The organism is Paenibacillus wenxiniae (assembly GCF_039822605.1).
GTDB lineage: Bacteria > Bacillota > Bacilli > Paenibacillales > Paenibacillaceae > Saccharibacillus > Saccharibacillus wenxiniae.
The window spans coordinates 14,275-27,874 of the sequence record NZ_JBCGUH010000007.1; the positions used below are offsets into that span (position 1 = coordinate 14,275).

Annotated in this window: 9 protein-coding genes; 4 read left to right on the plus strand and 5 right to left on the minus strand. The window is 44.0% G+C overall.

The features are described from left to right. The first annotated feature begins 496 nt into the window (after positions 1-496). Positions 497-1,993 carry a glycoside hydrolase family 30 protein gene (locus tag AAHF22_RS13875; protein ID WP_347325623.1) on the plus strand — a complete coding sequence of 499 codons (1,497 nt, stop codon included), beginning with the start codon at positions 497-499 and terminating at the stop codon, positions 1,991-1,993. Between the two features lie 908 nt (positions 1,994-2,901). Beyond that, positions 2,902-3,618 (plus strand): GntR family transcriptional regulator, encoded by a 717-nt coding sequence (locus tag AAHF22_RS13880; protein WP_347325624.1) that lies wholly within the window; start codon positions 2,902-2,904, stop codon positions 3,616-3,618. A gap of 559 nt (positions 3,619-4,177) precedes the next feature. On the opposite strand, the gene AAHF22_RS13885 is transcribed toward AAHF22_RS13880, so the two are convergent. Further along, positions 4,178-4,942, minus strand: coding sequence for a GolD/DthD family dehydrogenase (locus AAHF22_RS13885; RefSeq protein ID WP_347325625.1), 765 nt, complete (start codon positions 4,940-4,942; stop codon positions 4,178-4,180). A gap of 2 nt (positions 4,943-4,944) precedes the next feature. Further along, positions 4,945-6,555, minus strand: coding sequence for a xylulokinase (locus AAHF22_RS13890; RefSeq protein WP_371834071.1), 1,611 nt, complete (start codon positions 6,553-6,555; stop codon positions 4,945-4,947). 434 nt (positions 6,556-6,989) lie between these two features. Here AAHF22_RS13890 and deoC point away from each other — a divergent pair, with 434 nt between their 5' ends. Beyond that, entirely contained in the window at positions 6,990-7,748 is a 759-nt protein-coding gene (gene deoC, locus AAHF22_RS13895; protein ID WP_347325626.1) for a deoxyribose-phosphate aldolase, read from the plus strand. A gap of 253 nt (positions 7,749-8,001) precedes the next feature. Next, entirely contained in the window at positions 8,002-8,217 is a 216-nt protein-coding gene (locus tag AAHF22_RS13900; protein WP_347325627.1) for a hypothetical protein, read from the plus strand. Between the two features lie 320 nt (positions 8,218-8,537). Here the strand turns inward: AAHF22_RS13900 and ltrA are convergent, their stop codons facing one another. The 3 genes from ltrA to pyrF all read right to left on the minus strand — a co-directional run bounded on the left by ltrA (position 8,538) and on the right by pyrF (position 13,333). Further along, positions 8,538-10,583: a group II intron reverse transcriptase/maturase gene (gene ltrA, locus AAHF22_RS13905; RefSeq protein ID WP_347325628.1), complete on the minus strand. Its 2,046-nt coding sequence runs from the start codon at positions 10,581-10,583 to the stop codon at positions 8,538-8,540. 1,372 nt (positions 10,584-11,955) lie between these two features. Continuing rightward, a complete protein-coding gene (gene pyrE / locus AAHF22_RS13910; protein WP_347325629.1) occupies positions 11,956-12,597 on the minus strand; it encodes an orotate phosphoribosyltransferase in 642 nt (213 codons plus the stop codon). Continuing rightward, complete coding sequence (gene pyrF / locus AAHF22_RS13915) at positions 12,584-13,333, minus strand: orotidine-5'-phosphate decarboxylase (RefSeq protein ID WP_347325630.1); 750 nt, start codon at positions 13,331-13,333, stop codon at positions 12,584-12,586. Before pyrF ends, pyrE begins: the two co-directional genes overlap by 14 nt. Positions 13,334-13,600 lie beyond the last annotated feature (267 nt).

Below are 13,600 nucleotides of genomic sequence, written 5' to 3' on the forward strand. Positions count from 1 at the left end.
ATGTGAAGTTTATTCCGTCTAATCTAGCTTCCGTTATAACATACGACTACAATTCAGATCATATCGTAAAATGGTGGCTTTACATCGATAGATGATACGCTGATGCTATACTTGATTTCACCTATATAAAAATAACGAACTATTCCAGATCAACTAATGTGTATACAAACTTTTTTGTTAGAGCAGATACCATCGCAGGAAGGAAGATGAAGACGGACTCTAATCTGTGTTCCTTGCACGTTCCTTGCACGTTCCTTGCACGTATATGAGCTTGCACGTGTATAAGTTTGTATCCCCATTCGAGCAATATGCACATAAATCTAATCTATTTTACTACCCTCGATTGTATTCATAACGTTTATATCGCTCCCTCCTATAACATACACGATCTAATACAGGATAATTATGTAAAAATTAGGTTGTAAATCCTATTCTCTCCTGATAACATGGTCGATGTTCGGTGAAACGCTTACAACTGTAAACCGAGGTGTATGTGATGTCGATATTCAAAAAGAGTCTTCATGTTGTTTTGTTAAGTAGTCTGGTGATCACACCGCTGATCTCTGTCGCACCCTCATCTGCGTATGCTGCCAATGAAAAAGCACAGGTGTGGCTGACAACCGCTGATCCGAATACCGAGCCGAAAGTAGGACTTCGCACGGATCGACGTTTAACCCGGCAAAACGATCTGACCTTTAGCAGCACGACCGGTAATGCGGATTATACTGTTAACGTTAATGAAGGCGCGACATACCAGCAAATGGACGGATTCGGTGTCTCACTCACCGATGCTTCCGCCTGGCTGCTCCAGTACAAGCTCAGCAGTACGAAGCGTAACGAAGTGATGAGCAATCTGTTTAGTGGCTCCGGCATCTCAATGAGTATGCTGCGCCAGCCGATGGGCGCGAGCGATTTTGCCTGGAGTACGTATACTTATGATGATGTGAATGGAGATACCGCGCTGAATCAGTTTAGCGTCTCCCGTGACCAACCGTACATCATCCCGATCGTCAAAGCTGCACTGGCGAAAAATGCTGCTATCAAAATTATCGCTTCCCCGTGGAGCGCGCCAGCATGGATGAAATACACAACGAACGACAAAAATGGAACCGGCAAACTCAAGGCGGAGAACTATCCGGTATATGCTAATTACTTTGTTAAATTTATTCAAGCATATCAGGCGCAGGGCATTCCAATCTATGCCGTAACTCCGCAAAATGAACCGCTGTTCGAGCCAGGTCGTTATCCGGGTATGCTGATGAATGAGCAGGATCAAATCGGTATGATCGGCGATTATCTTGGGCCTGCACTCCGCGCCGCAGGCTTGAATACGAAAGTGATTGCGTATGATCATAACTATGACAATTGGACGTTCCCACGCACCGTTGTGCAAGGGTTAAAAGACAACGGCAAATCTCAGTACATCGCTGGCAGTGCCTTCCATCATTATGGTGGTGATTTTACAGCGATGACAACTATGCATAATGCACATCCAGATAAAGATATCTGGTTTACTGAAGGTGGCTTTGGCGATTGGAACGATCCGGTGAACGGGACGACACAGGGCTTTGACAATATGATCAATGAATTTATCGGTATGACGCGTAACTGGTCCAAATCGATTATTTTGTGGAACGCTGCATTGGATCAAAAGGATGGTCCAAGTGTGATCGGTGATAATAATACAAATAAAGGCATGGTCACCATCCAAAATTCAGATAACAGCTCCAGCAATCCAGAGGACAATGTCACCTATACAAAGCAATATTATCTGCTTGGTCATTTTAGCAAATTTGTTAGTCCGGGCGCTTACCGCATCGACTCTACTACATTTGGCGATCTGCAAAGTGTAGCGTTCAAAAACACGGATGGTTCCAAAGCGGTTGTGCTGTATAACTCACAAAACAATGCGCGTACTGTTAAAGTGAATTGGAATAATCAGTCGGTGAATTACACTGTTCCTGCTAAATCGGTTGTGACATTGAAATGGTGATCGAGTGTCTACGCAAACTGTTTGTGCTGGAGCAGACACTACTGCGGCAAGACATAATGGATATAAATGGCTTCTTTTAAACAAGTGATGCAGCAATCTCGCCAGCGATTGAATTTTACAGAATCATGGTAGCCGGAGCGTTGCACCGAACAGGCAAGCTATGGACGTTCTATCATGTATTCGTATTGTGCATTCGTATGTAATCGTAAACGATGTAAAAACTATTTTCTTATAAAAGTTAAAGCGTTTTAACTTAGTTGCTCTATTGCTCGTATATAGCTGGAGTGTGGTTTTGGTTTGATTTTAAATTTTCTGCTTAGTTTTTGGTTTTCTGCTTCATTTCTGTTTAGTTTGTTATTCATTTACCGCCAATTGTTATGACTATGACTATGACTATGACTATGACTACGACTACGACTTTGCTATCGCTTTACAGCTTATTTTAAGGCTTACTTTGACGATTATTTTAAAATTCATAATAACAGAAAGGGTTGCATCACCTGTCATATTGGAGTATGTAACGTCGATCCATTCAAAGATCATGATCTTTCTTGAACAAAAGGACTTTTTATGGCAAGATCAGCTTATAGAGGCACATGCGTAAAAGCAAAAAGATGTCATGATGTATAGCTGTGTGCATAGATGTCATGGATGTATAGAAAGTAATCTAATTCTATAAGAGCGTCTTCGATCTACTTAAAGAGCATCTGCGATCCAATTAAACCGGTGTAATTTCTTTTCCATTTACTTTTCAGACCGATTTTTGCTGAAAGTTGAACCGCATTAGATGAATCCGAGTTGATATGCTATTTGGAATCGAAATGTTTACTGGCTCTTCGTTAATTTACTTTCACATTGCTTTATCCGCACGCCTGATCTGCTGATCGATTGTCAAAGGAGTCCAATTCATGAACAATATTCCCGCCTATCGCAAAGTATACCGTTTACTTAAACAGGACGTTAAGGAAGGTGTCTATCCTGCCGGCACCTTGTTGCCCACCGAATCCGAGCTGGAGCAACGCTTCCATGTTAGCCGTACCACGATTCGTAAAGCGATTGAACAATTGCACAGCGAAGGCGTTGTCCGCAAAACGCAAGGAAAAGGCACGGAAGTGCTGGATACTTCCACCACGCAGCGCCTTAACCATCTCAGCTCCATTACCGAAACACTCATCGCCAAAGGTTACGATGTACAAACTCGCGGCATGTCGATTCAATTAATTACACCACCAGAACCGATTGCGCTTGAACTGCAATTGCCTGCCGGGCAACAGGTGTATCTTGTGCAACGGGTACAATATGCAGATGGACAGCCGATTGCGCTCATGAACAATTATTTGCGCGCTAGTAAAGTGCCGGGACTGGAGCAGTATAGTAATACATTTACTAGCCTATACTCGTTTTTAGAGCAAACGTATCATCTGATTCTACTCCATGCATGGGAACGACTATCGGCAGTTGCCGCTGATTTTACCGAATCGCAAATTTTACAGGTCCCACTTGGCGCTCCGCTGTTATGTAGCAAACGACTCACTTCTACTGAACAAGGACCGTTCGAATACAGTGTTACGAAGCTGGTTGCAGATAAATATGAATACAGCGTCTACCTTGAAGGCAGACGCTGATGTTTGTATTTTATTGTTTATCTTCTGTTAGGACATAGACGTAAACTATTGTTGCTAGTGCAGATACTACCCAGGCAAGAAATGAAGGAACCCGCTCTGGTCTGGAAAAGGCATCTATGAAGTAAGAATACATTGTAGATTCCTGTGCTCAACGGTTGGAAGGTATTGGGCTTTGTGAAAATCCCTTTTCGTTGTACCTCGTGTTAGAAGAGCACTAACACTAGAAGCAGTAACCTATTTTGCCTTCGCAAAAATCCCTTTTCATTGTACCTCGTGTTAGAAGAGCGCTAACACTAGAAGCAGTAACCTATTTTGCCTTCGCAAAAATCCCTTTTCGTTGTACCTCGTGTTAGAAGAGCGCTAACACTAGAGATCGTTCTTTTCCCTTATTTCTTTGTCGTAGTGAAGTGCTACTTACACGTATAACATGAACTTATGATTTGGCCTTTTAATACTCAAACGATTTAATCCACTCCTGAGCTGATACGCTAGTAATCTAGTAATGGAGAATAGAATCAACTCACATCCCAATAAACTGTACACTATAAACTTCATACACTCAATGAATCGTATAACCACCATCAACGACCAGATTCGCGCCTGTGACCATATTCGACGCCTGGCTTGCTAAAAATAATGCTGCTGCTGCAATTTCACCTGGCTCGGCAAAGCGTCCGGCAGGCGTATTGCGGATCGCTTCCTCCTTAATATCCCCTTCCCAGTAGCCTTCGATCAATGGCGTATACGTCGCTGTCGGAGAAATTGCATTGACTTGAATCCCGTATTTGCCCCATTCATAGGCGAGTGATTTGGTAATGGAAATAACGGCTGCTTTACTGGCACTATACGCAACATGACGATCAATCGCGACTATACCTGCTTGTGAAGCCAGACTAATGATTTTCCCACCACGTTCAGCCGCAATGAACTCACGTCCAACCTGTTGTGACATGAAAAAAGTACCGTTTAGATTAACACGCATCGTCCGATGCCAGTCTTCCTCTGGATAATGCTCCGCCCACTCCACTGGCCCGATTCCCGCGCTATTCACAAGAATATCCAGTCCTCCAAAATGTGTTTTGGCCGCAGTCACCGCTTGTTCCACCGAAGCCCGATCGCCTACATCTACTGCAAATGCCGCTACACGTTCCAGACCGCTCGCGACCTGCTGTGCCTGTTCTAAATTCAGATCAAGTAGCGCAACAGATGCTCCTTTTTCCACAAATAAATGGGCGACGGCTCGTCCGATACCGGATGCAGCACCGGTAATGATCGCTGTTTTGCCTTCTAGCGAGAAGCTTGTATCGAATTGATTCGGTTTCATCGTTATTCCTCCATTTGGCTATAGGTAGATGAATATTCCTTCTGTTCCAATGTGTGACGATGCATATATTCACCAAGCGCTGCTGTCTGTTCATGTACATGCTGGAATACAGGCAGCAAGCGCTGATACAGATCACGGCTAATGGGTTCAGGATGGCTAATATGTTCTACTTGATGTACATCCGCAATCCCACGATAATCCTGCCACCAGCCTACTGCACGAGCTGCAATCGCTGCCGCTCCAAGTGAAGCCGCATCCTGATCTATATTCGTTTTCACGATATCCATATCGAATATATCTGCAAATATCTGTCGCCATAATGCGCTGCGACTGCCTCCCCCACAAAATAGCAATTGGCTGTGAATCGGTGTGTGCTCATTTAACAAATCTAGCGCAAGCTTCAAATTTAGCGCAATCCCTTCCATTGCCGCACGAATGAGATCATTACGAGTCGTTGCCAGCTGTAAGCCAATATAACTGCCCTGAATATAGATACTGTTATCCTGCGAAGTACCGCCAGCCAGACTGGGATCAAACAGTACACCGTTAGACCCTGGCGGCGCGGAAGCTGCCATTTCGTTCATACGGTCATAAGCATCCTCGCGTCCAGCCAGCTCTGCACACAATTGATCTCGAACCCAGCGCAATGAACTTCCGCCCGCAAAAATGGAATAGGCACTCGTATACATCCCTTCCGCAATATGTGCAAATACATACGGTCTTGTATCCACATCCAGTACCGGCTCTGCTGAATTTACTGGAATCCAGCTCGATGAGCCAAGCGATACATAGCTGCGTCCTTGTTCACTGCCCACCGCTCCCAGTGCCATACATGCATTGTCCACACCACCACATGCCACCGGTGTACCTTCCGCTAATCCAGTGTAGGCTGCTGCCTCTGCCGTCACCTGTCCAATCTGTTCATGTGACGGTACAATGGCAGGAAACAGATGCGCTGGAATACCTGCTGCTTCAAGCAGTTCATCTGCTACGCCCCCCTGTTTAAGATCATAGGCACCTAACCCGGATGCGTATGACGGATCGGTATAAATCGCCCCGGTTAACCGGTAGTTAATATAATCTTTGGAACCGAGCATAACATCTGCACGGGCAAAAATGTCCGGTTGGTGCTTTTGCATCCACATTAGCTTGAACAATGGATAACAGGCAGCCGGAAATCCATTGCCTGTGCGTAAGTACCATTGCTGCTCATTTACCTCGTTAAAAAATGTCGCCGCTTCCGCCTCTGCACGTTTATCCGACCAGATCGGCACCTGCTCCAGCAATGCCCCTTCTGTACGATGAATCGGCACACTAACCAGACTGTGTCCAGACAGACTAACACAGGTGATATCGGTAGCATCAATACCTGAGATCGATAACAATTGATGTGTCGATTGCGCCACACCCTGCCACCAATCTTCGGGTCGCTGTTCATGATAATGAGGTTGCGGATAATACGTTGCATATTCGGTAAACGAACGTGCGATCGTCTGTAAATGACGATCATACAACGAAGCTTTTACTCCACCCGTGCCCAGATCGTAAGAAATGAGATACGATATCGCGTTCCCCTTCTTTCTGTAATTGGCGTTTAAGATTGCTTTGAATATATTAAAGATAACTATCTTTTGTCAAGCGCTTTCATTTTAAATATGCCTGGAATTATATTTATAGATCGGAGTTAGAGTATGTATACAAATGTATGCACGATTACAAATGTATACACGATCCAATTCAAGAGGTGTAAGCAAACTATTTTGTCTGGGATAGAAACCACTGCTGCAAGGAACAAAAGGACAGACTCCGTTATCGCATAGAAATCTATGGAGTAGCATTGCAGTACAGTTTAAATTTCTGTACTCAAAGGTCATCTTCATCCTTTATTGCTTCCTCGCAGCGAAACCCTGCTTACATCGATATGAAATTGCGTCAACGCCTTAATACAAACTACAATCTTTTTATGTTGTATACCTTGTATTCTTTCATTCGATCCGCTATATTGATCACATAAAAGATAATTATCTTTATAAAAAGGAGATACAATATGAAACATATCGAACATAGCGATTTGAATATAGCCGAAATTGGACGCTGGGTAGATGTGAGTGCGGTACGGACGGATGTGACGCATGATGAAGTGGATCTGCTGCTTGCGATTGTGAAAGCGTATCATTGTATTTGCGCCAGTCCGATGCCTTATATGACGGAGTATGTTATTCGTCAATTGGAGCATACCCCGGATACCGTTGTGACTGGTGTAGTTGGGTTTCCTTCTGGTGCAGATACGGTATCGATGAAAGTACACACGGCACGCGAAATGCTACAGCTTGGTTGCCGGGAGCTAGATATGGTAATCAATGTTGGGGCACTTAAATCGGGTGACACCCAGCGTGTATTACATGATATACAGTCGGTCGTTGCTGCTGCTGAGGATATTCCGGTTAAAGCGATTTTGGAAATTGCCTATTTGACAGATGATGAGATTCGTCAGGGCAGTGAGCTGGTCGTCACCGCAGGTGCTGCATTTGTCAAAACCGGAACCGGCTGGGGACCCCGACCGACAACGGTCGAGACGATCCAGTTGATCCGCTCCACGATTGGCAATGCTGCCCAGATCAAAGCGGCAGGCGGTATTCGTGATTTGCAGACATTACTGGATATGCGGGCAGCAGGTTGTGATCGTTTTGGGATTGGTGTGCGTTCGGCATTAACGATTCTGGAAGATGCGTATCTACGTGCAGGGTTGACAGTTCCAGAGGTGAATACCGTATCCGCACAGGATTCGGTACATGATCGTTATTAAGATCGTTGTTTGTGTTATGAGGGATTAATGATGATAGATACTGTTTTTCTTTTTTCATACCTGTGCAAATTTCACACCTATACAAATATGGATAAAAACACGCCATTTATATAAGTATAAACAGCGTTCATCTGGATGATGATTCAGTCGATATCGTTATGGTTTATTCGATAGCATAGGTGCTATGAGTCTATGGCATATCGATAACACCGTATCAACTACAATACATCGCATTCGGAAAGGATGAATACAGATGAGCACACCTCATAATGACCCTACTCACGATAACAAACATAAAGGTGATGACGAAGCTTTTGAACAAGGTACTGGCGCTGGTGTAGATCCGATTCCAGATCCTGATCCTAATGCCAAGCATCGCGCTGCCGATCTGCTGGAAGAAGCTGTAGATGAGTCTGTGGAAAAGATTGAAGATGATTTTACGAATGATAAGGATAAAGGTACGAAATAATAAACTAATAAATAAATTAATAAACGAATGATAGACTAGCTTGCTGCTACCCTATCATTTTCAAACACAAAAAAAGACGATTCATCCGCACCTTTCGCGAATGAATCGTCTTTTACGTATGGGCCCAGAGGGACTCGAACCCCCGACCAACCGGTGTACTGATAGGTAACTTCCGACTCTTACTGTTTACACAGCAGGCAGTCTTCGCGTTTTCCCCCAGTTATCACTGTACGTGCGACTTTCACCGCATACAGCGACCCATCGACTAACAAATCAGTGTTTTGATCGTTCAGAGTATAATTGGGTCATATCTTTTCATCTTACCGGGCTTTCTTCTTAATTTTGTAGAGTCTAAGATCGTGCAGGTCGTATGAGATTGCCCATTTCTTTACTGCGTTTCCACTCACTCCATATTTCAAGCCGATCTGTACATATGACATCGTTGTAATGTCCCTGTACAGTTCTTCTCTCGGTGGTTTGCTGCTGGCTCTAGGTTTGGGCTGTGCGTTGGTTGTCCTTTTGTTACTTGTCGCTGTTTTGGACTTCCTTGCTTTCGCTTTTTCCTTTTCTTGCTGCTTTGCTCGCCACCGCTCTCTATGTTCTTCAACATGACACGATTTACATAGCGTTACGAGATTCGTTAGCTTGTTGATTGTTGTGAGATCAAGCGATGTATCGATATGGTGTATTTCTGTATCTCCATACCCTGTGAGTTTAATTTCGCAGGTTCTGCATTTTCCTTTGTCTCTGTTAAAAGCCATCGGTCGATTAATCTGATATTCGAGGTTGTATATGCCTCCAACGTCCGCATTCCTAGCTATCAAATGCGATATGTTGCCCAACGATATGAAAGGGTTTCTGTTTACTGTAGTCCACGGTTTCCCTGTAACTTCTTCATATTTGGCTCTACCTTTTGCGCTATAAGGGTTAATCCATTGAGCTTTGATTTTTGGTTTCACGTATTTTCCGTGTCCAGGTCTTGTCAGCCCTATGTTCTGTCCTTCAATTTTAAAGGCAAGTACCCTTAAATTGAGTTCAGATTCCTTATATTCTGGTGCGATGTTGGGACAATTCGCTGCTTTGGTAAAGAAACCATTGCGTTTTCGCTTTGTCCTGTTCAACGCTGCGCGCATTTTCCATTCTAAATGACTTAGAACGGGATTGTAGAGTGTTGTTATTCTGTAGAAGTTATTTATTCCTCTTACGATACTATTGTATTCGTAGATCGCTTTAAAGAGTTCAACATCATTTGAAGTTCTCCTGATTTTCCTCAGAGCTTCATAGATTACTTTTTCTTTTTCTCGAAGTCTGTCCCGGTTCGCTTCACTCCTTAGAGTGTAGTTTCCGTTCTTTCCTTTCCGTTTGAAAAAGGTTATGCCCAGAAAATTCATTTTGTCTTTTCTAAGATCAGTAATCAATGTCTTTTCTTCGCTTAACTCGATCTTCAATTTTTCTCGTAAGAATTTGGTACAGGCGTGTTTCCATTTGACCGCTGCTTCCTCTGAGTCTGTCATAACAATCCAGTCATCTGCGTATCTGATCAGATATCCCATTTTCATGCGGGTACTTTTCTGCGCTCTGACTTTATGTTGTTGACGTTGGTACTTGTTCTTGGTTTCAAACTCAAGCCATTGTTTGCTTACCCAATGGTCGAAGTCTGTCAGGTATACGTTGGAAAGTAATGTACTTATTGTTCCACCTTGTGGTGTTCCAATATCATTTACTTCTTTTTCGCCTTCTATACCGCTTTTGAGCATTAGTTTGATAACTTCCAATACTCTTTTGTCCCTGATTCCATACTTATACAACTTGTTAATCAGTATGTTGTGGTTGATATGATCAAAGTATCCTTTGATGTCTCCCTCAAGGACAAAATGCCTGTTGTTGTTAATGGTCAGTGTAGATAGATAAGCAACGGCTTCACTGATCCCTCGCATCGGTCTGAACCCGTAGGAGTGTTTATACATAATACCCTCTACAATCGGCTCGATGATGTTTGCAACGGCAGTTTGAATTATTCTGTCGGTAATCGTCGGTATTCCTAGTGGGCGTAATTTTCCATTGCTTTTCGGAATATATACCCTTTTAACCTTCTCAGGGGAGTAGTCTTGTATGGCTTCTCTTAATCGGTCGAAAGTGATTTCTGCTTCCAATTGAAGAAATTCTTGTCCTTTCATGTTGTCCACGCCAGCGGATTTGAATCCACTGTTGCTTTTCACTTTGCGGATGGCGTGAATTAGATTCTCGCGCATTAGAATTAGTTCCATTAGATTGTGAAAATTTCTTTCTCCGTTTACAGATCGTTCATACAGTTGGTCTTTAACCTCTTTCAATTCTGCCTCGCTAAGTTCCTTTTCATATAGCATGGAGATCGTCACCCCCATTTTATATGATTAGGTTTGGATATTTGTGGCTTACATGCCGTTATCTTAGCGTTTTGAACTTCAAATCGGTGTTGCACACTGTTTGTTAGCTCGACTTACCCCCTTCGCTCCACAGGCATTACCCTGCTTCTGCACTACTACGGGGTATCCGCCATCCTTCTTCATACGCCATTATCCTGCGCATTCGTATCCCCACGTACGGGTTGAATGATACGGAAGGACTTCTCACGTTCCCTTGTCTCTAGCTGTACATATCTGCACTTAGGTGCCATCTATGCGAAAGTGGATTTAAGGGTATCAATAATGTGTTCCCCTGTGATAACGTCTATTCGTTATCCGCAGTTCGCCTACTCCCATAATGTAGTGACCGCAATCCATCATTCCTTGATGTTGCCGTCAAGTCATCCGTTCGCTTTCAATCGATGGTTCGTCTGGTTAATACCTTCTCACCTTATGCAGTTTATAGCCCCCAGCCTACTCGTACTTCTTCCCTATTAGGAGTTTTCCTTTCGACAAATCTTTACCGAGCTTCTTACGCTTGGCGGTACATCGCTTCTACGCAAGTCGGAGTCTCAGGGTATTTGCACCTTGTTATTGAGTAAGGTGGGATATATTCATATCCTTTAGAGTTCATCCTCTATAAGAGGACACAAGAGTTAGCTGTCAAGGTTTGTTATCCTTGCAGCCCTACGCTTTTATTCCGTGTTTCCACAGGAGATTGGGCGTAGAACGTGACGCACTATGAGCCGGTAGCTCTAACCAACTGAGCTATAGGCCCGCATGACTAAAAGAACGTTTTCTTTTAGTGTATCAAGTAAACAGCGACTCAATTAATATACCGCAATTTCCTGGTATTTGTCAATCATTTTTACAGTGGATTGCTTGTATATGGGGGTTATCGTATATGGCAATGGCAAATGCTCTATATTACGCTATATCAGTCGTCGATGTAGATTTTTTTGCTTTAATAACCTTCGGTGATTTATATAAAGGACATATAGATATAGTATAAAATAATAAATAACATATGCTACCTAACACCTAACACCTAACACCTAACACCTAACACCTAACACCTAACACCTAACACCTAACACCTAACACCTAACACCTAACACCTAACACCTAACACCTAACAAATGTTATCCACCATAGTTATAAATTAAAAGCTGTATGCCGCAATTAGGCAACATACAGCTTTGATTATTTTACCTTTTGTCCATCCGGTCTCGCTTACTGACTGAATATCGATCCGCCTGTGTAAGCAACTAACTTACCATGTCATTTACACATGACGGTATCGACATCGTTGATACTGTTCACAGCGAGAAACTACTTTCCGTGCTCCAACCACTTATTTGCCAAATGCCTCTGGGTTTTCGCGCCAGGAATGCAGCAACTCCAGATCTTCTTCTTTTACTGTACCTAGTTCAACCGCCTTTTCGATCAGTGCAGTATAGTTGGATAGGGTTTGCAGCGGTAGGTTGGCATCTTCAAATGCTTGTACCGCTTTATCGAGCTGGTAACTAAAAATCGCCAGCACAACGAGTGGCTCAGCGCCCACTTCGCGAATCGCTTCTGCGGCTTTGATCGAGCTTCCGCCTGTAGAAATCAGATCTTCGATCACAACGACACGTTGACCGGGCTTGATCAGTCCTTCGATCTGATTTTGCTTGCCATGTCCTTTCGCTTTGTCGCGTACGTAAGCCATCGGCAGATCGAGCTTCTCCGCTACCCATGCCGCATGTGGAATACCTGCGGTTGCTGTACCTGCAATCACATCAGCGTCTGGATATTGATTGCGAATAATCGTGGCGAATCCGTCAGCGATCTGGTCGCGGATAAATGGATACGACATGGTGAGACGGTTATCGCAATAAATCGGTGATTTAATACCGGACGTCCATGTGAATGGCTCCTGTGGACGAAGTGCAACGGCTTCAATTTTTAACAGGGCTGCTGCGATATGTGCTGGAATCTCTTCAATCGTTAACATATTGGTTCATCTCCTCTATAATCTGCTCGGCTGCTTTTCTTGGATCGATAGCGGCTGTAATTGGCCGTCCGACAACGAGATAATCGTTTCCGGCTGCAATCGCACGCCCCGGTGTCATAATGCGTGTCTGGTCGGCTACCTCTGCACCCGCCGGACGGACGCCTGGCGTTACGGTCACAAAGGAACTTCCACATGCAGCCTTAATCGCTGGCCCTTCCAGTGGCGATGATACGACGCCATCCAATCCGCATTCATACGCCAGACGGGCATAACGTACAACCGTATCTTCCACACTACCTGGAATGCCGATATCTTCATTCATCGTCTGCTGGGATGTGCTTGTCAGTTGCGTAACCGCGATTAGCAATGGGCGTGTGAGCGCCTTATCTTCACTTAACGCTTGCTCCATACCGGCTACCGCTGCTTTCATCATCTCACGACCGCCTGCGGCATGGACATTAAACATATCCACCCCCAAACGTGTAATGCTATGGGCGCCACCTTTGACGGTATTCGGAATATCGTGCATTTTAAGATCAAGAAAGACGGAGTAGCCTTTTTCCTTCAGTTCCCGTACAAATTCCGGTCCAGCCGCATAAAACAGCTGCATACCGACTTTGATATAACAAGGAATCCCCTGTAGCGTATCGATCAAATGACGTGCCTGCTCTACATTCGGATAATCCAGTGCTACGATCAGTCGCTGTGCAGCCGCAGTATGTACATATTCGGTCATCGTCTGCCATCTCCTTGTCTCTTTCTAAATTTTGGTCACCTCAGACTACTATGCACCGTGTTCATTATACATAGATACAGTACAGCATAATGCCACATCTCCACATAATGCATCTCTAGCGATAAGAACTGTTACAGTTATCAACGATCTCTATTTGTCCTAAAGCATACGTTAGAATCACGGCGGGAATAAGATGATCGGTATACCGTTATCGTTCGTCTTGTTTGCATAGCTTCGGAACCCAATCGTAAATGCGCACACAAATGA

What these genes read in the sequence shown, in the direction of transcription:
- AAHF22_RS13875 (WP_347325623.1), top strand. Translation starts at nt 497, where the DNA reads ATGTCGATATTCAAAAAGAGTCTTCATGTTGTTTTGTTAAGTAGTCTG.
- AAHF22_RS13880 (WP_347325624.1), top strand. Translation starts at nt 2,902, where the DNA reads ATGAACAATATTCCCGCCTATCGCAAAGTATACCGTTTACTTAAACAG.
- AAHF22_RS13885 (WP_347325625.1), bottom strand. Translation starts at nt 4,942, where the DNA reads ATGAAACCGAATCAATTCGATACAAGCTTCTCGCTAGAAGGCAAAACA.
- deoC (WP_347325626.1), top strand. Translation starts at nt 6,990, where the DNA reads ATGAAACATATCGAACATAGCGATTTGAATATAGCCGAAATTGGACGC.
- AAHF22_RS13900 (WP_347325627.1), top strand. Translation starts at nt 8,002, where the DNA reads ATGAGCACACCTCATAATGACCCTACTCACGATAACAAACATAAAGGT.
- ltrA (WP_347325628.1), bottom strand. Translation starts at nt 10,583, where the DNA reads ATGCTATATGAAAAGGAACTTAGCGAGGCAGAATTGAAAGAGGTTAAA.
- pyrE (WP_347325629.1), bottom strand. Translation starts at nt 12,597, where the DNA reads ATGTTAACGATTGAAGAGATTCCAGCACATATCGCAGCAGCCCTGTTA.
- pyrF (WP_347325630.1), bottom strand. Translation starts at nt 13,333, where the DNA reads ATGACCGAATATGTACATACTGCGGCTGCACAGCGACTGATCGTAGCA.